General features: G+C 43.6%; 21 protein-coding genes. 20 read left to right on the top strand and 1 reads right to left on the bottom strand.

The genetic code is table 11. The features are described 5' to 3' along the window. Positions 1–208 precede the first annotated feature (208 nt). The 20 genes from INP51_RS08800 (at position 209) to ptsP (ending at position 24,891) form a co-directional block, all read left to right on the top strand. Positions 209–1,447 (top strand): BglG family transcription antiterminator, encoded by a 1,239-nt coding sequence (locus INP51_RS08800; RefSeq protein ID WP_193734514.1) that lies wholly within the window; start codon positions 209–211, stop codon positions 1,445–1,447. Between the two features lie 56 nt (positions 1,448–1,503). After that, positions 1,504–2,094, top strand: coding sequence for a PTS sugar transporter subunit IIA (locus tag INP51_RS08795; protein WP_193734513.1), 591 nt, complete (start codon positions 1,504–1,506; stop codon positions 2,092–2,094). Between the two features lie 98 nt (positions 2,095–2,192). After that, positions 2,193–2,525 (top strand): PTS lactose/cellobiose transporter subunit IIA, encoded by a 333-nt coding sequence (locus INP51_RS08790; protein ID WP_193734512.1) that lies wholly within the window; start codon positions 2,193–2,195, stop codon positions 2,523–2,525. Positions 2,526–2,528: 3 nt separating this feature from the next. Then, complete coding sequence (locus tag INP51_RS08785; RefSeq protein WP_193734511.1) at positions 2,529–2,840, top strand: PTS sugar transporter subunit IIB; 312 nt, start codon at positions 2,529–2,531, stop codon at positions 2,838–2,840. 1 nt (position 2,841) lies between these two features. Next, on the top strand, positions 2,842–3,639 hold the full coding sequence (locus INP51_RS08780; protein ID WP_193734510.1) for a tyrosine-protein phosphatase: 798 nt from the start codon (positions 2,842–2,844) through the stop codon (positions 3,637–3,639). Between the two features lie 4 nt (positions 3,640–3,643). Continuing rightward, positions 3,644–4,927: a PTS sugar transporter subunit IIC gene (locus INP51_RS08775; RefSeq protein WP_193734509.1), complete on the top strand. Its 1,284-nt coding sequence runs from the start codon at positions 3,644–3,646 to the stop codon at positions 4,925–4,927. Positions 4,928–4,950: 23 nt separating this feature from the next. After that, positions 4,951–6,423, top strand: coding sequence for a 6-phospho-beta-glucosidase (gene ascB / locus INP51_RS08770; protein ID WP_193737309.1), 1,473 nt, complete (start codon positions 4,951–4,953; stop codon positions 6,421–6,423). Positions 6,424–6,468: 45 nt separating this feature from the next. After that, a complete protein-coding gene (locus INP51_RS08765) occupies positions 6,469–6,741 on the top strand; it encodes an HPr family phosphocarrier protein (RefSeq protein ID WP_193734508.1) in 273 nt (90 codons plus the stop codon). A gap of 177 nt (positions 6,742–6,918) precedes the next feature. Beyond that, positions 6,919–9,543 (top strand): bifunctional acetaldehyde-CoA/alcohol dehydrogenase, encoded by a 2,625-nt coding sequence (adhE, locus tag INP51_RS08760; RefSeq protein WP_193734507.1) that lies wholly within the window; start codon positions 6,919–6,921, stop codon positions 9,541–9,543. A 191-nt stretch (positions 9,544–9,734) separates the two neighbouring features. Continuing rightward, positions 9,735–10,106 carry a GntR family transcriptional regulator gene (locus INP51_RS08755; protein WP_193734506.1) on the top strand — a complete coding sequence of 124 codons (372 nt, stop codon included), beginning with the start codon at positions 9,735–9,737 and terminating at the stop codon, positions 10,104–10,106. Then, complete coding sequence (locus INP51_RS08750) at positions 10,103–10,801, top strand: ABC transporter ATP-binding protein (RefSeq protein ID WP_193734505.1); 699 nt, start codon at positions 10,103–10,105, stop codon at positions 10,799–10,801. Before INP51_RS08755 ends, INP51_RS08750 begins: the two co-directional genes overlap by 4 nt. Then, entirely contained in the window at positions 10,795–11,601 is an 807-nt protein-coding gene (locus tag INP51_RS08745; protein ID WP_193734504.1) for a hypothetical protein, read from the top strand. The genes INP51_RS08750 and INP51_RS08745 overlap by 7 nt, the downstream gene beginning before the upstream one ends. A gap of 969 nt (positions 11,602–12,570) precedes the next feature. Next, positions 12,571–15,237 (top strand): calcium-translocating P-type ATPase, PMCA-type, encoded by a 2,667-nt coding sequence (locus INP51_RS08740; protein WP_193734503.1) that lies wholly within the window; start codon positions 12,571–12,573, stop codon positions 15,235–15,237. A gap of 20 nt (positions 15,238–15,257) precedes the next feature. Next, positions 15,258–17,489: a cation-translocating P-type ATPase gene (locus INP51_RS08735; protein WP_207736874.1), complete on the top strand. Its 2,232-nt coding sequence runs from the start codon at positions 15,258–15,260 to the stop codon at positions 17,487–17,489. 46 nt (positions 17,490–17,535) lie between these two features. Then, the gene (locus INP51_RS08730; RefSeq protein ID WP_193734502.1) at positions 17,536–18,309 is read left to right on the top strand and encodes a tyrosine-protein phosphatase; all 774 of its coding nucleotides are present in this window, start codon (positions 17,536–17,538) and stop codon (positions 18,307–18,309) included. 311 nt (positions 18,310–18,620) lie between these two features. After that, on the top strand, positions 18,621–19,493 hold the full coding sequence (locus tag INP51_RS08725; RefSeq protein ID WP_193734501.1) for a PRD domain-containing protein: 873 nt from the start codon (positions 18,621–18,623) through the stop codon (positions 19,491–19,493). 29 nt (positions 19,494–19,522) lie between these two features. After that, positions 19,523–21,406 carry a beta-glucoside-specific PTS transporter subunit IIABC gene (locus tag INP51_RS08720; RefSeq protein ID WP_193734500.1) on the top strand — a complete coding sequence of 628 codons (1,884 nt, stop codon included), beginning with the start codon at positions 19,523–19,525 and terminating at the stop codon, positions 21,404–21,406. Between the two features lie 53 nt (positions 21,407–21,459). After that, complete coding sequence (locus tag INP51_RS08715; protein ID WP_193734499.1) at positions 21,460–22,926, top strand: glycoside hydrolase family 1 protein; 1,467 nt, start codon at positions 21,460–21,462, stop codon at positions 22,924–22,926. 21 nt (positions 22,927–22,947) lie between these two features. Next, on the top strand, positions 22,948–23,205 hold the full coding sequence (locus tag INP51_RS08710) for an HPr family phosphocarrier protein (protein ID WP_193734498.1): 258 nt from the start codon (positions 22,948–22,950) through the stop codon (positions 23,203–23,205). Between the two features lie 33 nt (positions 23,206–23,238). Beyond that, complete coding sequence (gene ptsP, locus INP51_RS08705) at positions 23,239–24,891, top strand: phosphoenolpyruvate--protein phosphotransferase (protein ID WP_193734497.1); 1,653 nt, start codon at positions 23,239–23,241, stop codon at positions 24,889–24,891. A gap of 38 nt (positions 24,892–24,929) precedes the next feature. On the opposite strand, the gene INP51_RS08700 is transcribed toward ptsP, so the two are convergent. Beyond that, positions 24,930–25,412 (bottom strand): helix-turn-helix domain-containing protein, encoded by a 483-nt coding sequence (locus INP51_RS08700; RefSeq protein ID WP_193734496.1) that lies wholly within the window; start codon positions 25,410–25,412, stop codon positions 24,930–24,932. Positions 25,413–25,705 lie beyond the last annotated feature (293 nt).

The raw sequence follows: 25,705 nt of genomic DNA, 5'->3' as shown, positions 1-25,705 counted from the left end.
AATGGATACAATGGAGCATTTGAAGATGAATTGACAGCGGATTGGTCCGATATCTCTAGCCTACTATCTGATTTTGTTACATGAAACATTGCTTTCATTACATATACAACAAAATAGTCTGGAATTATGTTAAAATATCATATGTATATTAGAAAAAATAGAATCTGTCATATGTGGTTTCACATGATGAAACGGGGATGTAACAAGGATGAAAGACAATTTGTTTGAATTATACAAAAAGATGTCTGCAACAACCTATATTTCTGCGGAGAAATTGGCCAAAGTTACAGGTGTCAGTGTAAAGACCGTTCGAAACCGTCTAAGTACATTGGATGAGTGGCTGAAAAAGAATGATGCTTCTTTAATCTCAAAGCCGAGATATGGATATCGGATCTCTACAGAAAACTATGATGTGTTGTATCAAAAATTGATGCAGGAACAGGAAGATAGACAGGGGGTACCAGATAACTTACAGGAGCGAGTTCAGTATGTCCTGCTGTATCTGTTATGCCAGGACCACTATGTCAAGACCGATGATTTGATTCTCTTTTTATACATATCGAAGGGAACGCTGTCAGGAGTTCTAAAGGAAACAGAAAAGATTTTAAATAATTACCAGCTCCATCTGGACAGGCGCCCCAATTACGGAATAAAAGTGATCGGAAAAGAATTTGATATTCGTAATTGTATGTTGGAATATTTTGTGAAAAGAAGCCTGCCTGATCTCGACGAAAAAAAGCAAAAAATGGATATCGATTATATTGCGGCCTTAACTGAAAACCTTACAAGAAAATATGATGTGCATTTATCGGAAATATCATATGAAAATATTGTATTAATCTTATACATTACATTAGATCGGCTGAAAAGAGAGCATTACGTGGAGAGTTTGGATGAACAGCAGAATATAGACAGGAATACGCCCGAGTTTCACATGCTTGAGGAGATCACAGATAATATAGAAAAGGATTATTCTGTGATTTTTCATAAGGAAGAACTTGATTATCTTTATCTACATTTGATGAGTAAACAGACAACAAAGGGAGAAAGCACCCATATTGTAATCGGCGAAGAAGTCAGTAATCTTGTCGATGATATGTTAGAATTTTTATATCATGAGACCATGTTTGACTTTTACAGTGATCTGGAAGTACAGATGTTGCTGAAACAGCACATGGCCAAGATGGATATTCGAATCCGTTATCATATTTTTTTAAAAAACCCCATGCTGCAGGAGATAAAAGATCATCATTTTACGGCATATACGATAGCAACGATGGCTTCTACGGTTCTAAAGAACCATTATAAAACCGATATCCCCGAGGAAGAAACGGGATATTTGGCTTTGATCTTTTCCATTGGATTGGAATGCAGAGAAAGTGAAAAAAACAGAAATTTCATATCCTCATTGTATGTACATCAGGAAAAGGGAGTTCTCAACTGCTGAAATATGAATATATGCATCGTTTTCGGGAGTATATCGATATTATTCACACCTGCGATATGATAGAATTAAAAAATTACGATCTTCAAGGTATCGACTTTGTGTTCACCACGGTTCCAATTCCGTGGGAGCTGCCAAAACCGATCATAGAAATTGGCTTGTTCTTGCATGAAAGAGAGATCCCTAAGATTTTAAATGTTCTAAAAAACCAACGGACAATTCCCTGGGAGAAGTATTTTTTGGAGAACGGATTTTGCGATTCACTGAGGGCGCAAAGCAAAGAGGATGCTCTGAGGAAGATTTGCATGTTAGCCAGGGAACAGGAAAATATTGGGGAGGATTTGTTTTCTTCCGTGATGGAACGAGAAAGCTATGGTCCTACAGATTTTGGGGATTTGATTGCAATACCACATCCAAATCGAGGGATGACAAAACATACAAGCGTTTATGTCTCAATCCTGGAAAAACCAATTCCCTGGGAACATCATAATGTCCAGATTGTCTTTTTGACCTTGATCGGAACAGAAGAGGATAAGAAATTACCCAACTTTTATGAAGTCTTCCTAGATTTTGTTTTAGACAAAGAGGATATCGAATGCCTGTTGGAGGCACGAAGTTATAAGAAATTAATAGAATTGTTAGAGAGATAATGCCACATTCAATTCCTGCCAGATTGAATGTGGCATTTTTCTGGCTGGAGATCATCCGAATTTTCTGATAACGTGTATGTTACAAGGAGGAGAGAGACATGGATTTAGAAGAACAGATTATGAACATGATTGCCGATGGCGGAGAAGCCAAGAGCAGAGCCATGGAAGCAATCCAGGCGGCAAAGCGTACACAATTTGAGGCTGCAGAGGAAAAGATGAGAGAATGTGAAGAAGCTTTAACGCGGGCGCATCAGATTCAGACAGAACTTTTAACCAGCGAAGCAGCCGAGCCGGAGACCGTTACCGTATCACTTCTTATGGTTCATGCGCAGGATCATCTTATGAATGCCATCACTACCAGCGATCTGGCCATGGAATTCATTGAAATGTATAAAAAGATGAATACAATTTTATCGGGAAAGGAGAAATAAAGGATGATTTATATTACGTTGGTTTGTGCAGGAGGAATGTCTACGAGTATTCTGGCAAAGAAGATGGAGAAGGAGGCGAAGAGCCAGGGAAAAGAAGTGAAGGTAACAGCCATGTCTGAATCTGCCTTTAAAACTTACAAGGAACCGACCGATGTTCTGCTTTTAGGACCCCAGGTCGGATACATTCTGGAACGAATGAAAAAAGACTATGAACCGAAAGGAATCAAGGTACAGGTGATCGATCGGATGGCCTATGGTCAGATTAATGGAAAAGCAGTTCTGGAGAGTGCACTTGCTCTGTTAAAGGAATCCTGATATGAAAACAGAGAGACAGGTAGTACTGGAAGGCGCATATAATTTCCGTGATATCGGAGGGTATCGAACCATAGATGGAAAAAAGGTTAAAAAAGGTCTTTTATACCGTTCCGATGAATTGTGTTACTGTACACAAAAGGATGTACATACGCTGGAACAGTTAGGTCTAAAAAGTATTATTGATTATCGCGGGGATCGAGAATGGAAGGAAAAGGAAGATGTTCACATAGAAAATGTGACGATCTATCATCTGGATCCGAAAGCAGACACGGCTGCCATGGCATCGGCCGGTCTTGCAGATCTGAAAGAACAAGGATATGGGGAATTGACAGCTGATGCTGCAAGAAAGCTGATGGTGGAACAGAATCGTCAGTTTGTCTTGACAGAGAGCAGCAAATGTGTTTATGGGAAGATGTTTGAACTTATTCTGGATCAAAAAAATCTGCCGCTGGTACAGCACTGCCGCGGCGGAAAAGACAGGACAGGTTATGGAGTGGCTTTGATTCTACTTCTGTTGGGTGTTGATCAGGATACGGTATTGCAAGATTATATGGACACAAATGTGTGTAAGTATGAAAAAAATCAGAAAAGTCTGCAAGCGGTGTCCGAGATGCCAAACAGGGAGGATTTTGTTCAGGCGCTGCGTTACTTAAAGGAGGCAAGCGAAGAATTCCTTTTGACGGCACTGGATGAAATAAAAAAACGTTATGGTACGGTTTCGGAATATGCCATGCAGGAACTGGGTATGACAAAGGAAAAGCAAAAAACACTAAAAGATATGTTCTTGGAGGAAGGATAAGGAAATGGAAAATAAAAAAGTAATGGACAAGGTGGTAGGGCTTGCCGAAAAATTTCAGAGCAATCGAATTGTCCGCGCGATTTCCGGCGGTATGACAGGTGTTATGGCGATCATGCTCATCAGCAGCTTCGCAACACTCATCGGGGCAATTAACTTTTGGGGAATTGGAACATTTTTTGAAAATACTGGCATTAAAAGTATTCTCAACCAGATCGTAGATATGACAAATGGTATTATTGCAATCTATATTGCTTTTGTTGTGGCTTACAAGATGGGTGAGATCTATGAATCTGATGCTCTGAACTGCGGGATTGTCGGACTGATGTCTTTCCTTATCCTGACTCCCCTGGTCGAGATATCGGAAGGAAGCATGGGGATTGGTCTGTCGGATGTGGGCTCTGGCGGTGTATTTGTGGCAATGATATCATCCGTGGTATTCGGACGTCTGTATATTTTTCTCATGGATAAAAAAATTACAATTAAAATGCCAGATGTAGTTCCACCTGTTGTCGGAAATGCATTTGCATCCATTATACCGGGAGCTGCAGCTGCTCTTGGAAGCGGTATTGTATATGAAATTATGGCTAACACAGAATATGACAGCTTGTCAAATTTTATCTATGCAATCTTGCAGAAACCGCTCACAGCTTTGGGATCAAATATTATAGCGGCGATGTTCATTGTAGCAGTAATTGAATTTTTCTGGTTTTTTGGAATCCACGGCGTTATGGTTGTCATGCCGATTCTAATGGCTATCTTTTACGGACCGCAGGTTGCCAATATGGAGGCGTATAATGCCGGAAAGGCTCTTCCTTATCTGTTTACTTATGGTTTTATCTTAAACAATCGTGGTGCAAGAAGTTTTGCTGTTGCGCTGCATTGTATATTCAATTGTAAATCTGAGCAGTTAAAAGCAGTGGGGAAAGCGGGATTAGTTCCTTCTTTGTTCGGAATTTCTGAGCCCATTAAGTTCGGTATTCCTCAGGTTATGAATATCCGAATGCTTCTTCCGCTGATACTGACACCGGCAGTCTCTGTATTTAGTGCATGGCTGCTGACAGTTATAGGATTTTTGCCATACCATAATGGCGTTACACTTCCACTTGGATTTCCCATTATTGTAAACGGATTTTTTATGAACGGCTGGCAGGGAATCGTGGCACAGTTGGTACAGGTGGTTCTTTGCTATATCATCTATATTCCGTTTATGAGATGGGAAGACAAGGCTCATGTGGCGGAAGAAGAAGAAAATAGAAGAATGATGGAAAGCGAAGCAGTTACAGAATAAGAAACTGGGAGGTTTAGAAGTTGATGAAGAAAACAAAGACATTTCCTAATAATTTTTTCTGGGGCGGAGCAACCGCGGCAAACCAGTGTGAAGGTGGATGGAAGGAGGGAGGCAAGGGTCCTTCTGTATCGGATCATTATACGGCAGGAAGCCGACAGGTTCCCCGTAAGTTTACCCGAGAGATTGATCCAAATCAGAGCTATCCCAGTCATGAGGCAATCGACATGTATCATCATTATAAAGAAGACATTGTCCTATTTGCTGAGATGGGATTCAAGATGTATCGTCTCTCGATTGCGTGGAGCCGCATATTTCCCAGGGGAGATGAGAGTGCACCGAATGCAGAGGGAATTGAATTTTATCGAGATATATTTTTAGAGTGTAAGAAATACAAGATAGAACCCCTTGTGACCATACAGCATTTTGACATGCCGTATCATCTCTGTGAAAAATACAATGGTTTTGCAGATCGAAGAGTGGTTGATTATTATCTCAATTACTGTCGGACAATATTTACAGAATATAAAGGTCTGGTGAGATACTGGCTGACATTTAATGAAATCAATGCCTTAAGCCATAGTTTTGGAGAAACACTAGGGGGCGGAATTTTGCCAAAAGAAGATGCCGATATGGGCAATCCATTTGCAAACAGCAAGACAGAATCTCCTGAAGTGGCCAGCCGACGCTTTACAGCGCTGCACCATGAGTTTTTGGCAAGTGCGAAAGCAGTGAAGCTGGCACATGAAATTGATGAAAATAATCGCGTGGGCTGTATGATAGCGGGAACGTGTGTCTATCCATATACCTGTAATCCGGATGACATGCTTGCCAGCCAGCAGCGGATGAATATGGGAAACTGGTTTTGCAGTGATGTGCAGGTTCGCGGCGCCTATCCACATTATGCTAAACGCTACTTTCAGGAACACAATATTCAGGTGACGAAGGAGCCGGGCGACGATGAGATACTAAAAGCCGGATGTGTAGATTTCTACTCTTTCAGTTATTATTCCAGTGCCTGTGCCAGTGCAGATCCTGAGATGAAAAAGACGGCGGGCAATATGATGGGAGATGCAGTTTCGAATCCTTATCTCAAGGCGAGCGATTGGGGCTGGATGATTGACCCCAAGGGACTGCGTTATTTCCTGAATGAAGTGTATGCCCGATACGAAGTTCCGATTATGGTGGTGGAAAACGGACTCGGTGCCGCTGATACGTTGGAGCCGGATGGGAGTATTCATGATGATTATCGGATCGATTACTTGAGATGGCATGTAGAGCAAATGGCGGAGGCCATCGAAGATGGGGTAGATCTCATCGGATATACGCCGTGGGGCTGTATTGATCTTGTCAGTGCAAGCACAGGTGAGATGATGAAACGTTATGGGTTTATCTATGTAGATAAAGACGATGAGGGAAACGGCACTTTAGAGAGGATTCGAAAAGACTCTTTCTACTGGTATCAAGAGCTGATTTCCAGCAACGGCGAGAGTGTCTGACATCAGCTGCAAGAAACACAAAACTTAGCAGAAAGGTAGCAAATCATGATAAAAAAGCAATTGAAAGTGATCAATAAAACAGGTCTTCATGCACGTCCTGCCTCTGAACTTGTGCTAAAAGCCAAGAAATTTGAAAGCAAAGTGACAATTCGTAATCTGGATCAGGATAAAGAGGCAGTGAATGCGAAATCAGTCGTGCGAATCATGGCAGAAGGATTGAAGCAGGGAACAAGAATTGAGATAGCTGCAGACGGTTCTGATGAAGAAAATGCAGTCGAAGAATTATGTGCACTGGTAGAAAGTGGATTTGGTGAATAAAGGTGATTTGAAAAAAGGGGCCATCCCCTTTTTTTCTATCTTCAAACACGAGTAATAACTAAAAAACTAACTATGTTAAAAATATAACGTTAATATATTGACAAACAATGCAGCATGTTGTAAACTATACGAGTAAGTTATTAATGTAAAAAGATTTGAATAACAGGAGGCACTAAGATGGCTAATAAGGATAAGACAGTTGTACCTGATATCGTGAACAGTACAGAAACCCTCAGCATTAAGATACAGGCGATGCGCCAGGCTCAGAAGATATTTGCTGCCTATACGCAGGAGCAGGTAGATAAAATCTTCTTTGAAGCGGCTATGGCAGCGAACAAACAGCGCATCCCTCTTGCAAAACTGGCAGTGGAAGAGACACAAAGAGGTGTTGTGGAAGATAAGGTAATTAAGAACCATTATGCAGCGGAGTATATATATAATGCGTACAGACATACAAAGACCTGTGGTGTTATTGAAGAAGATCCGGCATATGGAATTAAGAAGATTGCAGAACCTCTTGGCCTGATTGCAGCAGTTATCCCCACCACAAACCCTACTTCAACAGCAATTTTTAAAACTTTGATTAGTTTAAAGACGAGAAATGCGATCATTATCAGTCCTCATCCGGCCGCAAAAAGATGTACGATCGAGGCTGCGAGGGTGGTACTTGAGGCGGCGGTAAAAGCAGGGGCTCCCGAAGGAATCATTGGTTGGATAGATGAACCCTCTCTCGAACTTACAACACAGGTAATGCGAGAGTCAGATATTATTCTGGCGACAGGCGGACCGGGGATGGTGAAATCTGCGTATTCATCGGGAAAACCGGCACTGGGAGTAGGATCGGGCAACACACCAGTCATCATAGATGACACAGCAGATATCAAGATGGCTGTCAGCTCAATTATTCATTCTAAGACATTCGATAACGGTATGATTTGTGCCTCCGAGCAATCTGTAACAGTTCTTGAAGATATATATGATGAAGTCAAAAAGGAATTTGCTTATCGTGGATGCTATTTTTTGAAAAAGAAAGGTGAGCTTGATAAGGTGCGAAAGACGATAATGATCAACGGTGCACTGAATTCAAAGATTCCGGGAATGTCGGCGTGTGCGATTGCAAAAATGGCGGGTATAGATGTTCCGGAGGATACAAAGATTCTGATCGGTGAAGTGGAGTCTGTAGAACCTTCCGAAGAATTCGCCCATGAAAAGTTATCTCCAGTTCTTGCGATGTATAAAGCAAAAACATTTGATGAAGCCCTTGAAAAGGCCGAGAGGCTCGTAGCCGATGGCGGTTATGGACACACATCCTCTCTCTTCGTACACCCAAGTCAGAAAGAAAAGATAGCAATGCATGCAAAGAGAATGAAGACAGGGCGTGTATTAGTGAACACACCTTCTTCTCAGGGAGGTATTGGTGATCTCTACAACTTTAAAATGACCCCTTCTCTTACACTTGGCTGTGGTTCCTGGGGCGGAAATTCCGTGTCAGAGAACGTAGGGGTAAAACATCTGCTGAATATTAAGACGGTTGCAGAGAGGAGAGAGAATATGCTTTGGTTTCGGACACCTCAAAAAGTTTACTTTAAAAAAGGCTGTATGCCGACTGCGCTGGATGAACTTGGCACAGTGATGCATAAAAAGAAGGCTTTTATTATCACAGATTCCTTCCTGTACAAGAACGGGTATGTAGACGCTGTTGAGGAAAAGCTGGATGAGATGGGAATTCAGCATTCATGCTTTTTTGAAGTTGCACCCGATCCGACTCTCCAATGCGCAAGAAAAGGAGCAGAGATGATCTCTGCTTTTGAACCGGACACGATCATTGCTATGGGCGGCGGTTCGGCGATGGATGCAGGGAAGATTATGTGGCTTATGTATGAGCATCCGGAAGTGAATTTTGAAGATCTGGCCATGGATTTTATGGATATTCGAAAAAGGGTATTCACCTTCCCTAAGATGGGAGAAAAGGCATATTTTGTAGCAATTCCCACCTCTTCGGGAACCGGCTCTGAGGTGACACCGTTTGCTATCATTACAGATGCAGATACAGGTGTAAAGTGGCCTCTGACAGACTATGAACTCCTCCCGAATATGGCAATTGTAGATGTTGACAACATGATGTCACAGCCTAAGGGACTGACCAGTGCTTCCGGTATTGATGTCATGACCCACGCAATCGAGTCCTATGTATCAATTATGGCTACGGACTTTACGCAGCCATTGTCAATGAAAGCCGTAAAAACCGTATTCGATTATCTCCCCTCTGCCTATGAGAACGGAGCAGATGATCCGATTGCCCGGGAAAAGATGGCTGATGCATCTTGTATAGCGGGGATGGCATTCGCGAATGCATTCCTGGGAGTCAACCACTCCATGGCACACAAACTGGGCGCTTTCCATCATCTTCCCCATGGTATTGCCAATGCGGTTCTTCTCACGGAGGTCATGCGATATAACGCAGCTGAAGCACCGGCGAAGATGGGAACTTTTTCCCAGTACCCTTATCCGGATACCCTGGCAAGATATGCCGAGTTGGGACGATTTGCAGGGTGTACCGGCAAAGATGATCAGGAAGTGTTTGAAGAATTCATAGCAAAGCTGGAAAAGCTGAAAGAACAGATTGGAATCAAAAAGTCTATCAGGGAGTATGGTGTCGATGAGAACTATTTTCTTGATACCTTAGACGACATGGTTGAACAGGCATTTAACGATCAGTGTACAGGAGCTAATCCCAGATATCCATTATTAAAAGAGATAAAAGAGATTTATCTGAGATGCTATTATGGGAATCAAAAATAAAGCACTGCTGAAAATAACGTTGTAATTGAAAAGCAGGGATATCGCTGGAACGCTATCCTTGCTTTTTTAATGTGCCATTTAAAAAAAATAAAAAAACATCTTGACAAAATGTATTTCCTATCGTATTATTGTACTATACAAATAATACAACAATACAATAATACAAGAATTAAAATTAAGGAGGCAAGAGAATGGCATGGGACTTAGATTCAGGAAGACCAATTTATACACAATTAGTCGAGAGAATTGAACTTACGATTGTATCCGGTTATTACAAACCGGGTGATAAATTACCATCTGTACGGGAGCTGGCTGTAGAAGCCGGAGTAAATCCTAATACGATGCAAAAGGCTATGTCGGAACTTGAGAGAGAAGGACTTCTCTTTACGGAGAGAACCAGTGGAAGATTTGTAACGGAGGACTCGGGAATGATTGACAAGACGAGAGAAGAACTGGCGTCGGTCCAGATTCGGGAGTTTATGGAAAAGATGATTCAGATGGGGTTTGGAAAAGAGGAGATTCTCAGCCTGCTCCATAAAAATCTGAAGGAGGAGAGAGTATGAGTACAATATTAGAGTGCAGGGGACTGACAAAAAAATATGGAAAAAAGCAGGCCTTGAAATCTGTGGATCTGGATTTGGAATCCGGTAGGATTATCGGTTTGCTTGGTCCGAACGGCAGTGGAAAGACCACCTTAATTAAACTGATTAACGGCCTTCTCTCACCGTCTGAGGGTGCATTGCTCATCGCTGGAAATGAACCTGGGCTTAAGACGAAAGAGATTGTCTCTTATCTTCCGGAGCGTACCTATCTGAATGAAAATCAGAGGGTTTCCGATGTCATGAATTTCTTTGAGGACTTCTATTCAGATTATGACAGAAGCCGTTCTAAGGATATGCTGGAACGATTGGCGATTGATCCGACAGCAAGAATTAAGACCTTGTCAAAAGGGACAAGGGAAAAGGTACAGCTGATATTAGTGATGAGCAGAAGAGCAAAGCTGTATTGTCTGGATGAGCCAATTGCAGGTGTTGATCCGGCGGCCAGAGATTATATCTTAGATACCATTATCAATAATTATGATGAAAATGCAACGATACTTATCTCTACTCACCTGATATCGGATGTGGAAAACATTTTAGATGAAGTGATTTTCATAAAGGATGGACAGATCCGTATGCAGACAGCAGTCGATGACATTCGTGTCAAACAGGGAAAATCAGTGGATGCACTGTTCAGGGAGGTATTCAGATGTTAAAGAAATTATTTAAATATGAGTGGAAAGAAATATCCAAAAGTTTAATTATTCTGCATGGAATTGTTCTTCTTTTTGCAGTTCTCACAAGAATATCCTTTGCAGTAAGCGGCGGTCTGAATGAAAATTCTACCATAGCAGGGTTGTTTTTCTTCTTAAGCATTATGGTAATTGGAACAGCAGCTATATTCACTGTCGTTTTTATCGGATATCGTTTCTATAAAGATGTGTTTACAGATCAGGGATACCTGACAAACACACTGCCTGTTACACCGCAGCAGATTATCATTTCGAAGGGACTTACAGGGATTCTCTGGATGGTTCTTGATATTATTGTTGTGATCGCAGCTATTTTTATCATAATGGCAGACAAGGAGACATTCAGCAATCTGTCACAACTTATGAAGGAGGTCATCGGGTATCTGTTTCATGGCAGATCTCTTTTGACGGGATGTTTAATTGTAGCCACAATTGTTCTGACCCCATTCGTAAGCGTCCTTAAGATGTATGTTTCTGTATCCATAGGCAGTTTGCTTTCCGGACATAAGCTATTGGGTTCGGTTGGGGTATATGCCGGAATCTACGTTGTTGAACAGATTATTATGATCATAACAATCGCAGTCACCGGTAATTCATTCATATCCTCAAGTCTTGAATCAGAAAATGCCTGGGAAATGCAGGTAACCGGAGTACAGATAGCGAATACAACGATGATTATAAATCTGATTATATCACTGATTATTTTCATCGCGGGCTTTTTCGTGACAAAATATATTATGACAAAGAAATTGAATCTTCAGTAATTCAACAAATCAGCGAAAGAATTACTTCGTGTTTTCGCAGTGCGGCATATTCTGAAATCAGAACAACCTGTCTTTTGTTACATAAGACAGGTTGTTCGTTACCTATACAAAGGAATCTGGCGTAGATCTGTTATACTGAATTATAATTTATACTTGTCGGGACATAGCTCAAATGGCAGAGCGGCAGAGCAGTTCTCCAACGTAGTAATGACTAATGTATAAAAAGTTTCACTCGAGATCTTGTACAATGTTTCATAGATCTGTATGTTTTCCATATATGCGATGCGCGATAGCTGCAGGTTCGAATCCTGCTGTCCCGGTTAATCAGATAAAAAGTGCAGGAAAGCATGTGATATACTTTCTTGCACTTTTTGTTTTTCGGTACATGAAATATGTTGTTCAGTACATATATAGTCAATCATCCCTTGAATTCTGCTATACTCATTTTTGCATTATTATTATTTCGGGACATAGCTCAATGGCAGAGTGATTCAGGCATAGTTGTACCAGGCTTATAAGAATATTAGATTTGCAAATTGTTTTTATATTTCTCCAGTTCTGTATGTTTTGCCTTTTAAGCATGTGTATGATTGTGCTGCAGGTTCAACCCCTGCTGTCCCGGTTCATTCCCTTATCATGATTAATTTTTTCCCTTTCTTCAGTTATTGTCAGCATGTAAGGGAATGAACATACGAAGGTTTCCGCACCCCAATGTGGAACCTTCTTCTGTCGGACAACATGAGAGAACCAAATAAGATGAGACAAAATTGACAACAGATATCTGCCGCTTGGAGGACAACCTCAAAAGCTGTGGAAAATCAGATACAAAAAAGGATGTACCAGATAAGACCATGTATAAATACAGAATAAGTTTCAGATTAAGATGAGGGTGTACTTTGCGTTTCGATGTAAAGTATGCCTTTTTATGCTCTTCTGACTTATAATAAATTTTAAAAGGAGTTTATATTGATGGATGACGACTTACACAAGCCTTGGCATGCCAAATCTGCGGAGGATGTACTGAAGAAACTTCAGACATCGGAAGAAGGATTAAGTGATGCCGAGGCAGAAAAGAGACTGCAAAAAGATGGCTGCAATGTATTGTGCCAGAAAAAGCAAAAGAGTATTCTTGAGATGCTAAAAGAACAGCTCACGGATGTGATGGTGATTATCCTGATTGCTGCCGCACTGCTTTCCATGTTGCTGAATGAATGGACAGAAGCGATTGTAATTCTGGTCATTGTAGCGCTGGATGCTGCGGTGAGCATCATTCAGGAAAAGAAGGCGGCAAACGCACTTGAGGCGCTAAAAAGTATAGGAGCGCCGACTGCGAGGGTACTGCGCGAAGGAGAAGAGAGCCTGATCCCTGCCCGGGAGCTCGTGGCGGGAGACATTGTCTATCTGGAAGACGGCAGTATTGTGCCGGCAGATATCCGCTTGCTCAGTACGAATAACTTAAAGATTCAAGAGGCAGCTCTTACGGGAGAATCCGTTCCGCTTGAAAAGGAGGATGACACCTCATATGCCGAAGATACACCGCTGGGTGATCGAAGGAATATGGCCTATAGCTCATCCATCGTCATGTATGGCAACGGAACAGGTGTTGTCGTGGAAACCGGAATGCGTACGCAGGTCGGAAAAATCGCCGGCATGTTGGATCAGCAGGATGAATATGACACCCCCTTAAAGCAGAAACTGAACGCTGTCGGCAAAACCTTAAGTATCTTTGGCCTGTTTGTCTGCATTGTGATCTTTGTGATAGGATCCTTGTATGGCAGACCCTGGGTTCCGCTGCTTATGACAGCCATTTCACTGGCGATTTCCGTGATTCCGGAGGGTCTTCCTGCGACGGCAACGATTGTTATGGCACTCGGTGTACAGCGTATGGCAGAGGAAAATGCACTGGTGCGCAAGCTGCCTGCAGTGGAAACGCTTGGAGGTGCATCTGTCATCTGCTGTGACAAGACCGGCACACTGACAAAAAATCGTATGACGGTAACAGACATAGCGATGAACGGTGACTTTGAGACGAAAGAGACGACGAAAGTAGCGGATGCCGCGAAAAAACATGCCGTATATCGGGAACTGGTCTATGCGGCGGCGCTTTGCAATAATGCAAGCTTTGACCCGGATCGTCCGGGAGAGATTCTCGGCGATCCCACGGAGGGTGCGCTGCTCTTTCTGACCGATGCATTCGGAAAAGATCATGAGGAACTAGAAGACAAATACCCCAGGGTGTTTGAACAGCCCTTCGACTCGGAACGCAAACGAATGACCACGGTGCACAAGATGGAAGAGGAATATACCGCCTATACGAAGGGTGCTGTTGATGAGATCCTTCCTCTTTGTACCTATATCCTCACTTCAAGGGGAGAACGTCCGATTACCGAAGAAGACCAGACACAAATCAGGGATCTGTGTTATCATATGTCAACGGATGCACTGCGTGTGTTAGGGTTTGCAAAGCGGACGCTGTCACGAATCCCTGAGGAGGATGACGAAAATCTGGAACATGACCTCACCTTTCTCGGAGCGACGGGGATGATTGATCCTCCACGCGAAGAAGTAATTCCAGCTGTCGAGACTTGCCGCGATGCGGGAATTCGTACGATCATGATTACAGGTGACCATAAAGAGACCGCCGTAGCCATTGCGCAGCAGCTTGGTATCTTTTGTGAGGGAAATCTTGTGGTGGCAGGTGATGAACTTCATCAAATGTCCGAGGAAGCTCTCGATCAGGCGATAAAACGTACCACTGTCTTTGCCCGTGTCACGCCGGCGGATAAACTTCGCATTATTGAATCGCTTCGGCGTACCGGTGAGGTGGCGGCGATGACGGGAGACGGTGTAAACGATGCACCTGCACTGAAAGCTGCAGATATCGGAATTGCCATGGGAAAAAGTGGTACAGATGTCGCAAAAGATGCCTCAGATATGATTCTTCTGGATGATGATTTTACCACAATCGAGTATGCGATCCGTGAAGGACGTCGTATCTATCGAAACATACAAAAAGTAATTCAATTCCTTCTGGCCGGCAACGTTGCAGAAATACTTACGCTGTTTCTTGCTACGCTGATAAACTGGGATGCACCGCTTCTAGCCGTGCACATCTTGCTGATTAATCTGATCACAGACTCGCTCCCCGCGATTGCTCTGGGTGTGGATCCGGCCAGCAAAAATATTATGAAACACAAACCTGTAAAATCAGGAACGTTGTTTGAGCGCGGATTGGTGATTCGTGTCATGCTGCACGGCATCTATATTACGGCTGCTACCGTCTTGGCCTATCGATACGGTCTGACGAGTGACAACCATGCTGCGGGTATGACAATGGCGTTTCTGGTTCTGGCAATTTCACAGCTGCTTCATGCACTCAATCAGCGTTCGAATACAGACTCGGTTTTTGCAAGGGGCAATGGGCACAATAAGGCACTGTACGGGACCATAGTGGTATCCGGGGCAGTTCTGACATGCATTCTGCTGATTCCTGCTCTGCGCCGCTTTTTTAGCCTTGTAGTTCTCACAGGTGCACAGTGGGGGATGACAGCGTTACTGTCGCTTTTGCCTTTGTTCCTTGTGGAGATTACGAAACTGATCAAACGGATTCGAAATAAAAAAAAGACAAGAGAATGATTACTTAACGGAGGAATGATATGGAGGAGCCAATATCAGGGCTGACGTCTTTAGAGGTACAAAAGCGTCGGCAGCGCGGTGAAGGAAACGCTGCACAAAAACCAATGACAAAGACGAAAGGGCAGATTCTAAAGGACAATATCTTTACACTCTTTAATTTGCTCAATTTTATCATTGCGGTGTTACTCTTCCTGGCGGGCGCCTATACGAATATGGTGTTTATCGCAATTGTCCTGCTAAATATCGTCATCGGAATTGCGCAGGAATGGAAGGCCAAAAAGCTGGTGGATGACCTGTCTATACTCAACCACCCGCACATGACAGTGGTTCGAGACGGGAAAGAGGTCTTGATAGAAACCGATGAAATTGTAAGAGATGATATTATGGTGTTGGAGAGCGGCAGGCAGATCTGCAATGACAGTGTTGTTGTATCGGGACTGGCCGAGATCAATGAATCTCTTCTCACCGGAGAGAGTGACGCCATCGTCAAAGAAAGAGGCGATGAGCTTTTCTCCGGAAGTTCGGTGATTGCCGGAAAATGCTATGCGAAAGTGACACATGTCGGAGCATCTAATTATGCAGACCGGCTGGCAGAGGAAGCGAAAAAAGAAAAGCAAATTGAGTCGGAACTTTTGGGCTCGATGAAGAAAGTTACAAGGCTTACCAGTTTTTTGATTGTCCCCTTAGGAGTTTTCATGTTCATGGAATCGCTGTATTTTCGGAAGGCGTCCTTTTCGGAGTCTGTTGTTTCTTCGTCAGCGGCCCTGCTCGGAATGCTGCCAAAAGGGTTGGTCCTCTTGATTTCCGTCTCTTTAGCAGTCGGCGTCATCCGTCTGGCGAAGATGAAAATTCTGGTGCAGAATATCTATTCGCTGGAGACATTGGCCCATGTGGATGTCCTCTGCCTCGATAAAACCGGAACCATCACAGATGGAAATATGGAGGTGCATACCCGGATTCCTCTGGAAAATGCAGGTGAAATACGCATGAAAGACGAAGAGGCAGAGAACATGATACGGGCCTACCTGGCGGCAAGCGATGATAACAACGCAACGATACAGGCTCTGAGAAACGAATATCCACCTGCTGTAAGCTTCAAACCCGTTCGCAAGATCCCCTTTTCTTCGGGTAGGAAGTGGGGATCTGTCAGTTTCGAAAACATCGGAACGATCTTTGCAGGGGCACCGGAAAAAATCTTACAGGAACTTCCATCGAAAGCAAAGCAGGAGATGGAGCAAGGTTTTCGCCTAGTCGCGTTCGGCTATACAAAAAAGATGTGGACAGATACAACGGCTCTGCCGGAGCCGGGGCAGATTCTCCCTCTGGCGGTGATCTCTATGTCGGATACGATCCGTAAAAACACAAAGGAAGTGCTGGACTATTTTCGAAAAGAAGACGTGGATGTCAAGATCATTTCCGGGGATCATAAAAAGACCGTCTCCATGATTGCAAAGGAAGCCGGGCTGACACGTTGGGAGGATGTGTTGGATATGTCCGAACTGAAGGGAGAGATTCCATATGATGATATCTGTCAGAACTATGCAGTGTTTGCAAGGGTCACTCCCAAACAAAAGCAGGAACTGGTGCGGGCATTAAAGAGGCAGGGACATCACGTTGCGATGACAGGAGACGGCGTAAATGATTTGCTGGCACTTCGAGAGGCGGATTGTTCGATTGCCGTGGCACAAGGAAGCGATGCAAGCCGCCAGATTTCCCAGATTGTACTTTTGGAGTCGGATTTTACACACCTTCCGCAAGTCCTTTTAGAAGGGAGAAAAGTGATCAACAATGTCACCAGAACAGCGGGGGTCTTTTTTATCAAGACGATCTATTCCGTTCTTGTATCGCTGTTTTGCCTGCTTATGAATCAGCCTTTCCCGTTTATCCCGCTTCAGATTACTTTGATTGATGCCGCGATCGAAGCATATCCGTCTTTTCTTACTGTTTTTGAGTCGGACACCCGAAAGGCGCGGGGAAGCTTTCTTAAAAATGCTGTGAAAAAAGCACTTCCGTTTGCAATGGCGGTGACAGGAATGATTGTTCTGGTCACCCTCCTGGCGCCACTTTCAGTGGCACAAAAACAGACGGTGATGTATCTGCTTTTGATATTAATAACCATGGCAGCCGTAATCAAGAGCTGTATTCCATTTACGGCATTGCGTTTTTTTATCTGCGGCACTATGATTATAGGAACATTCGGTGTTTTACTGATGTTCCCGTCACTTTTTAACCTGCAGTGGCTATTTTTGTAGGCTGCGACACCAATACTGATAAAACAAAACATGGAGGTTACTGAATATGAAGACACAAAAACCTGATAATCTCAGAGACCTGGGCGGACTGATCAACGAAGAAGGAAAGAGAATCCGCAGCAGAAGAATTCTTCGTTCGGGAGAACTATCCGGACTTTCCAAAGAGGAACAGCGCAGACTGGTTGAGGAGTATGAACTTGCAGCCATCATTGATCTTCGTGAGGGAGAGGAGATCAGTCGGAGTCCGGATGTTATCCTGGATGGGGTTGCCTACCACAACCTGGATTTGACCGGGCAGTTAAAAGATGCTCCTACTTCTGACCAGAGAACTTTGGAGGCTATGGAAGATCCGGAATATGTAGACACATTTATGCAAGAATTCTATGCTTCTCTGATTTCCACACCTGAGGTGAGTAAGAAACTACGTAAGATGGTGGAGATCTATCTGAATCAGGAAGAAGGTGCTGTACTAGTACATTGTTTTGCGGGAAAAGACAGAACCGGAATTTCTGTTGCCATCATTTTGACTCTTCTTGGCATCTCAAAACAAGAAATCTTTCGGGATTACATGCGCACAAACGAGATGAGATATGAGGCAAACCGGAAAATGATAGAGGAATTTACACATAAGTATGGAATAAAGGCCGACAGTCCGCGGGCACATTCTGTGTTAAAAGCAATGTCTGTGGACTGTTCCTATCTGGAAGCGGCATACCAGGCGGCCGAAGAAATCTATGGTTCTTTTGCTGAGTACATCTATCGGGGGATCGGTGTGAGCAGGGAAGAAGAGCAGAGATTAAGAGAATTATATCTCGTATAAACAAGTACATCGTATGAGCAAAGACAATCCGTAAATCTGAGCAGTCACAGGGCAAGTGTACAAATAGCACAAAAAGCAGGGTGAAATTTTATGAGAAAATCCGTATTGCATTTTGGGAAGTTGTCTGATATAGTTTTTTTAGAACAAGGATTGTTACTGCGTGGCAGGCAAAACCGATAAGGGTTTTGCCTGCCTTTTTTCTTTCTTTTTTCGGGACGACGAAGCAGAAGATGAAACTTCCGGGTACCTGACAGATTTATGAAAATAGCTGCTGCAGGGAAGAATAAAAAAGAAAAGGAGGTAAGCAAACAATGGATACAAGAATTGTGAAAGTGATTAACAACAATGTTCTGACGATTCTGGACAATGAGGGAAATGAAACCGTAGTCATGGGCAAGGGCATAGGTTTTCGCAAAAAGCCGGGAGATCTCATTCCCTATGACAGCATTAAAAAAACCTTTTCACTGCGCCAAAAAGAGATCAACAGCAAATTCCAGCAGCTTGTTACGGTTTTGCCGTCGGAACATATTATTCTGAGCGAGAAGATTATCCAGATGGTATATTCCGTTACAGGGTGGAAACTCAACGATAACATTTATATTACACTGACGGATCATATATCCGGTGCAATTCGCCGCTACGAACAAAATATCGAGCTCGATAATGCACTGCTTTGGGACATCCGGCAGTTGTATCCGGAAGAGTATCTGGTCGCCCAGCAGGCTTTGGATATCATTGAGGAAGAGTGTAAGATTCGATTTTCCGATGATGAAGCGGCCTATATTGCTTTACATTTTGTCAATGCCAGGATCAATACGGATGAGAACATGGAACTGGTTCATCAGGTGACAAAAATCATCCGGGAGATCAGTAGTATTATCAAGTATTACTTTCACATTGAGCAGAATCTTGAGTCGGAGGAAGATTATCCGCTGATTAATCAGATTCGGATTCTTGCTTCACAGATTCTGCAGTCTGCAAAACATGAAGATATGCATGAAGAATTATATCAGGTAATCGAGGAATACTACAGCAAGATCAATCCTTGTGCAAAAAAGATTAAAAAGTTCTTAGCTGATCAGTATTCTTATGAGATTTCCGGTGAAGAGATGCTCTCCTTAGTATTGAGTATTTCACAGTTTTTGTCCGGTTATCAAGAGAGAAAAACAAACGCAGTTGATTGAATTCTATAAAGGTATGAGAGGAAGAGCATATGGATAATAAGAAAGTGGCGGAGGAAGTCATAAAAAAAGTTGGCGGAAAATCCAATATCACGCAGGCGTGGCATTGTTTTACCAGACTTCGGTTTAATCTTGTGGATAAATCCAAAGCAGATTTAAGTGAATTAAAACAGATCAATGGAGTATTAAACGCACAGTTTCAGGGGAATCAGCTTCAGGTTATCGTCGGAAACAGTGCAGGCAGTATATATGAGGAACTAAAAGAGATGGTCGGCGATACAGGTACGCAGGCAGCAGCGAAAAAGGAAGAAAAGCAAAATCCACTGAATGTTGTATTTGATACGATTTCAGGAATTTTCAATCCGATGCTTGCGGCCATTACCAGCGCCGGATTGTTAAAAGGTATTTTGTCCCTGCTTTTGTTTATCGGTGTCATCAGTGACCAGTCGAGCGAATATCTGGTGCTGAACATGATATCCGATGCAACCTTTTATTTTCTGCCGTTTCTGCTTGCATTTTCTGCAGCCAGAAAGTTTAAGACGAATGAATTCGTTGCCGTCAGTCTTGCCGGCATCTTGATGTATCCGTCATTTGCAGCTCTGGTCGGAACGGAAGAATCCATACGGTTTTTCTTCTTGAAGATACCGGTTTTGGACTATAGCGGTTCGGTACTGCCGATTATTCTGGGAGTATTGCTGCTCAGTGTTGTCTATCGATTCATCGACAAACATATGCCGAAGATGCTGCGGCTGATTTTTACACCGCTCCTTTCACTGCTGGTTGTGGCGCCGATTGTATTATTTATTGTAGCCCCGATTGGCAATTATCTCGGCGAATATCTGGCAGAATTCTTTAAATGGCTGTTCGATGTTGCCGGCCCGGCTGCAGGACTGCTGATGGGCGGATTTATGCCATTTATCGTGATGGCCGGCATGCATTATGCACTGTTTCCGGTTGCATTCGATTCCATCGGACGACTGGGATATGATATTATGCTCCTTCCGATGAGCCTGGTCAACAATATGGCACAGTGTGCGGCTACCCTGGCAGTGGCAATTAAAACAAAAGATAAAGACTTAAGATCGCTGGCATTTTCTTCTTCGCTTTCCGCATTGTTTGGAATTACCGAACCGGCGATGTACGGAGTAACTTTAAAACTGAAAAAGCCCCTTTATGCGGCTATGATTGGCTCCGGTATCGGGGGCGCCATCTACGGATTTTTCACTGTGAAGATCTTTACTTTTACGATACCGGGTATTACCGCTCTGCCATCCTTTATCAGCAGCAGCTATACATCAAACTTTTTGTTCGCCTGCATCGGGGTGGTTGTGAGTATGGTCGTGGCTTTTGTGCTTACGATGCTGTTCTCCTTTGAATCTGCCGGCGATGAAAAAGAAGGCAATACAATAGAGCCGGAAGTTGTCGCTTCTCATGCCGATACAACTCCGGTTTTCGGGGAAGAGGCAGCGGTTCTGGCACCGGTATCCGGAAAGACCATTCCACTTGGCGAGATGAAAGACGATGTCTTCGCAGGGGAAGTCTTAGGCAAAGGCGTCGGTATACTTCCCGATGAGGATGTAATCAGGGCGCCCTTTAACGGAACCATCTCCATGGTTGCAGACACTGGACATGCACTTGGGCTCACCTCCGACGCCGGTGTGGATTTGCTGATTCATGTGGGAATCAATACCGTATCCATGCAGGGAGAGGGATTTGAAACATTTGTAACAGACGGTCAGCGCGTTTCGAGAGGGCAAAAACTGCTGAAGTTTGACGCGGCACTCATTGCTAAAAAAGGATTTTCGGTTGATACGGCAGTCATTGTAACCAACAGTGATGAATATAAAGAGGTGATATCCGATGGCGGCAGAAAAGTAAAAGCCTGCGAGGATAAAATTATAAAAATTGTAAACTAATGATGTTGGGGTCAAAAGTAATTTGACCCCCCTATGATACAAGGAGGATCAATATGAACTTAACAGCAAAAAAAGGCTTTCCCGCAAATTTCCTGTGGGGCGGTGCAACAGCGGCGAACCAGATTGAAGGTGCCTATGATATTGACGGAAAAGGAATGTCTACATCAGACTATGCGGCTTACAAAGACCCTTATGCTTCCGGAAAAGTCAACAATTTTACATTCAATGTGACGTCTCGGGAGCTGGAAGAATATAAGGCAAACCCGAAGCAGTATCTCTTCCCGAAAAGATGGGGCATTGATTTTTATCATAGATACAAAGAGGATATCGCTTTATTTGCCGAGATGGGCTTTAAGGTATTCCGTCTGTCGATCTCCTGGGTAAGAATCTTCCCCACGGGCCTGGAAGAGCAGCCAAATGAAGCAGGACTTGCTTTTTACGATAAAGTTTTTGAAGAGTGTGCAAAGTATGGGATGGAACCGCTTGTGACGATGTCTCACTATGAGATGCCGATTACACTTACGGAAAAATACAATGGCTGGGTCAGCCGTGAACTGGTGCCTCTGTTTGAAAAATATGCAAGAGTGATCTTAGAGCGATACAAAGACAAGGTAAAATACTGGATCACCTTTAACGAGATGAACATGAACTTGAACAGCCTTTATACGGGTGCCGGGGTACTGGAAGATCTGGCAGACGATAAATTACAGGCGGCATATCAGGCTTCTCATCATCAGTTTCTGGCAAGTGCCCTGGCAGTAAAAGCGGCAAAAGAGATCTGCCCGGATGCAAAGATTGGCTGTATGATCAACCAGATTGAATCCTATGCGAGAACGGCGAAACCGGAAGATCAGCTGCAGGCATTAAAATCCAATCAGCTGAATATGTTCTATCCGGATGTGCAGGTGCGGGGTGAATATCCGTCTTATATCAATCGCTATTTTGATGAGAATGGCATTGTCCTCAAGACAGAGCCGCAAGACGATACCATCTTAAAAGAGGGAACCGTTGATTATGTGGCGATCAGCTACTATATGTCTCACGTAACCGAGGCAAGAGAAGATGCCATGAAGCTTGCCGGAACTTTCGACAGCCCCATAAAGAACGAGTACCTGCCCAAGTCGCAGTGGGACTGGCCGATCGACCCGATGGGTCTTCGAATCTCTCTGATGAAACTGTATGACCGCTATGGAATTCCACTGTTCGTCTGCGAGAATGGTCTGGGAGCACATGATGTGATCAGTGAGGACGGTTTTGTTCATGACGAATACCGCATTGATTATATCCGCGAACACGTGATTCAGATGAAAGAGGCAATCAAAGACGGCGTTGACCTGATGGGATACACGACCTGGGGATGCATCGATCTGATCAGCTGCGGAACCTCGCAGATGAGCAAACGTTATGGGTTTATCTACGTGGATCAGGACGATGAAGGCAAGGGAAGTAAAGAGCGAATTCGAAAAGACAGTTTTTACTGGTATAAAAAAGTAATTGAATCAAATGGAGAAAAACTTTAAGAAGAAAGGCGGTAACGAAAGATGCAGTCGTTTCAATATGTGATTACAGATGAATTGGGAATTCATGCAAGACCTGCAGGAATCCTTGCGAAAGAGGCCAAAAAGTATCAAAGCGAGATAAAGATCCAAAAGGGAGAGAAAGAGGCATCGGCGACACAGCTGTTAAAACTGATGGGACTTGGTATCAAGTGTAATGATCAAGTTACGGTCTGCGTCGAGGGTGAGGACGAAGAGTCCGCCTGTGAGGCGATGAAGATCTTCTTTCAGGAAAACCTGTAGATTAGGAAACTGTTTATGGAAGGGGTCGAAAAAATGACGAAGATATCGGGCAAATCTGTGTATGAGGGAATTGCCCTCGGAAAGATACTGGTATTACAGAAAACAGAACAGATGATAAGAAGACGGAAGATCGAAGATCCCAAAAAGGAACTTGTGCGCCTTCAAAAAGCTGTCGATCAGTCGCAAAAGGAACTTCGGCAGCTGTACGAGAAGGCAGCCAAAGAGGCGGGAGAGAACGAGGCAGCGATCTTCGAAGTACATCAGATGATGTTAGAGGATGACGATTACAGAGAGTCCATCGAAGATATGATCCGAAAAGAAAACCTGAATGCCGAGTATGCCGTCAACATTGTCTGCGACCGGTTTTACAAGATATTTGACGAGATGGATGATGAGTATATGCGGGCGAGGGCGGCAGACATCCGGGATATCTCGGACCGGCTGACAAGAAACCTTACCGGTCACGGAGAGAACGATTATGAGATCAAAGAGCCGTCGATCATCATAGCCGATGATTTAAGTCCGAGCGAGACGATACAGATGGATCAGTCGAAAGTTCTGGCTTTTGTGACGGTACATGGTTCTATGAACTCCCACACGGCAATTCTTGCACGCACGATGAATATCCCTGCTCTGATACAGGTTCCAGTGGAGCTGTCCAATTTGCAGAATGGGACTATGGCGGTCGTGGACGGAGAAAAAGGGGAACTCATCTTAAATCCCGATGAAGAGACAAGTCGCCGGGCAGCCAAAAAAATTGAGCAGGAGAGAGAGAAGTTACAGCTCCTGCAGGAACAAAAAGGCAAAGAATCTATCACTGCAGACGGGAAAAAGGTGCATGTCTATGCCAATATCGGAAGTGTTTCGGATGTGGATTTTGCACTGGACAATGACGCCGACGGGATTGGTCTGTTCCGAAGCGAGTTTCTCTATCTTGGCAGAGAGGACTTCCCGACGGAAGAAGAGCAGTATCAGGCGTACAGAGAAGTTCTAGAGAGAATGAACGGAAAAAAAGTTGTGATCCGCACGCTGGATATCGGAGCGGACAAGCAGGCGGATTACTTTAACTTGCCCGAAGAAGAGAATCCCGCACTCGGATACCGCGCGATCCGGATCTGTCTTCGACAGCCGGATATCTTCAAAACACAGCTGCGAGCTCTATTGCGGGCCGCCGTACATGGGTGTCTGGCCGTCATGTATCCGATGATTACTTCGGCCGACGAGATCAGGAGAATTCAGAAGATCGTAAATGAGGTAAAAGAAGAACTGGATCGTGAGCATGCCGCATATCAGGTACCAGAGCAGGGAATTATGATAGAGACGCCGGCGGCTGCGCTGATCAGCGATCGGCTTGCCCCTCTCGTAGAGTTCTTCAGCATCGGCACCAACGATCTGACACAATACACACTGGCGATTGACCGGCGAAGCGAAATTCTCGATGAGTTCTACAATCCGCACCACGAGGCAGTTCTGCGTATGATCCGTATGGTCATGGACAATGCCCATAAAGCAGGTATCTGGGCGGGAATCTGTGGGGAACTTGCGGCCGATGTGACACTTACGGAGGAATTTGTGCGGATGGGTGCAGATGAACTGTCCGTGGCACCCTCTTCAGTGCTGAAAGTCAGGAAAGAAATTCGCATGGCACACGCTCTTATGGACATAAGTTCAAAGTATGACTTGTGATGTCAGGTAACCATAGATAGAAAAAAGAGGTACTGTAACTAGCAGTGCTTCTTTTTTTTCGTTACCATAGAATCATCCGACAGATGCATTTTTAGTTTTGTAAGTTCATCATCCAAGGGGGTTCTGGCCTTTTGGCACTTTTCTTCCAGTGAATGTTTCTCTTTTAGATAGGTGCAGAGTCTTTCGTTGATATCCTGGTTTTGAAAAGAGAGTTTTACACTTTCGGGGATAAAGTTTCCGGCATCATCTTGTATTGCTTCAAAACACATATCTGTCTCATCCTCCAGTTTAAAGAGTAGGGACATAATATCGGAGACTGTCTCGATATCAAAATCAAGAAAAAGACAGATACTGATACCAAAAGCATCTGCAATTTTTTTCAGCTGCTCAATCTTCGGGTTTCGGATTCCGTACTCGTATTTTTTTATCGTCGCAGAATTGATATCGGCAAGCTGACCGAGTTTTTCCTGCGATAGTCCATACATCTCTCTATAATATCTGATCTTTTCTCCTGCAGTCATAACGAAATCTCCCAATTGTATTCATTCTATTGACCATCTGTATCTATTCATGCTTTTTCATGCGAGCATGAAACGCATGACCTTTTGACCCTGGTATCATTTTATCACAATCATATGGATTTTAAAGGGATTTTTTACCATTATTCTTGACGGTCACAAAAGTGTACTTTATAATCGTAATAAAACAGGAAGAGTGAAAAGAAAGGTGATTTTTCTGCTTTCTACAACAAAATTTACGCTTTCTGCAACATCCTTACAAAATTCGACAAATATATTATAAGATAATAAGGATG

The sequence above is a fragment of the Blautia liquoris genome (genome assembly GCF_015159595.1).
In the GTDB taxonomy this organism is placed as follows: Bacteria; Bacillota; Clostridia; order Lachnospirales; family Lachnospiraceae; genus Novisyntrophococcus; species Novisyntrophococcus liquoris.
Note: the sequence above shows the minus strand (reverse complement) of the source record. Positions and strands in the feature narration are given on the sequence as shown.

What these genes read in the sequence shown, in the direction of transcription:
- INP51_RS08800 (WP_193734514.1), top strand. Translation starts at nt 209, where the DNA reads ATGAAAGACAATTTGTTTGAATTATACAAAAAGATGTCTGCAACAACC.
- INP51_RS08795 (WP_193734513.1), top strand. Translation starts at nt 1,504, where the DNA reads ATGATAGAATTAAAAAATTACGATCTTCAAGGTATCGACTTTGTGTTC.
- INP51_RS08790 (WP_193734512.1), top strand. Translation starts at nt 2,193, where the DNA reads ATGGATTTAGAAGAACAGATTATGAACATGATTGCCGATGGCGGAGAA.
- INP51_RS08785 (WP_193734511.1), top strand. Translation starts at nt 2,529, where the DNA reads ATGATTTATATTACGTTGGTTTGTGCAGGAGGAATGTCTACGAGTATT.
- INP51_RS08780 (WP_193734510.1), top strand. Translation starts at nt 2,842, where the DNA reads ATGAAAACAGAGAGACAGGTAGTACTGGAAGGCGCATATAATTTCCGT.
- INP51_RS08775 (WP_193734509.1), top strand. Translation starts at nt 3,644, where the DNA reads ATGGAAAATAAAAAAGTAATGGACAAGGTGGTAGGGCTTGCCGAAAAA.
- ascB (WP_193737309.1), top strand. Translation starts at nt 4,951, where the DNA reads ATGAAGAAAACAAAGACATTTCCTAATAATTTTTTCTGGGGCGGAGCA.
- INP51_RS08765 (WP_193734508.1), top strand. Translation starts at nt 6,469, where the DNA reads ATGATAAAAAAGCAATTGAAAGTGATCAATAAAACAGGTCTTCATGCA.
- adhE (WP_193734507.1), top strand. Translation starts at nt 6,919, where the DNA reads ATGGCTAATAAGGATAAGACAGTTGTACCTGATATCGTGAACAGTACA.
- INP51_RS08755 (WP_193734506.1), top strand. Translation starts at nt 9,735, where the DNA reads ATGGCATGGGACTTAGATTCAGGAAGACCAATTTATACACAATTAGTC.
- INP51_RS08750 (WP_193734505.1), top strand. Translation starts at nt 10,103, where the DNA reads ATGAGTACAATATTAGAGTGCAGGGGACTGACAAAAAAATATGGAAAA.
- INP51_RS08745 (WP_193734504.1), top strand. Translation starts at nt 10,795, where the DNA reads ATGTTAAAGAAATTATTTAAATATGAGTGGAAAGAAATATCCAAAAGT.
- INP51_RS08740 (WP_193734503.1), top strand. Translation starts at nt 12,571, where the DNA reads ATGGATGACGACTTACACAAGCCTTGGCATGCCAAATCTGCGGAGGAT.
- INP51_RS08735 (WP_207736874.1), top strand. Translation starts at nt 15,258, where the DNA reads ATGGAGGAGCCAATATCAGGGCTGACGTCTTTAGAGGTACAAAAGCGT.
- INP51_RS08730 (WP_193734502.1), top strand. Translation starts at nt 17,536, where the DNA reads ATGAAGACACAAAAACCTGATAATCTCAGAGACCTGGGCGGACTGATC.
- INP51_RS08725 (WP_193734501.1), top strand. Translation starts at nt 18,621, where the DNA reads ATGGATACAAGAATTGTGAAAGTGATTAACAACAATGTTCTGACGATT.
- INP51_RS08720 (WP_193734500.1), top strand. Translation starts at nt 19,523, where the DNA reads ATGGATAATAAGAAAGTGGCGGAGGAAGTCATAAAAAAAGTTGGCGGA.
- INP51_RS08715 (WP_193734499.1), top strand. Translation starts at nt 21,460, where the DNA reads ATGAACTTAACAGCAAAAAAAGGCTTTCCCGCAAATTTCCTGTGGGGC.
- INP51_RS08710 (WP_193734498.1), top strand. Translation starts at nt 22,948, where the DNA reads ATGCAGTCGTTTCAATATGTGATTACAGATGAATTGGGAATTCATGCA.
- ptsP (WP_193734497.1), top strand. Translation starts at nt 23,239, where the DNA reads ATGACGAAGATATCGGGCAAATCTGTGTATGAGGGAATTGCCCTCGGA.
- INP51_RS08700 (WP_193734496.1), bottom strand. Translation starts at nt 25,412, where the DNA reads ATGACTGCAGGAGAAAAGATCAGATATTATAGAGAGATGTATGGACTA.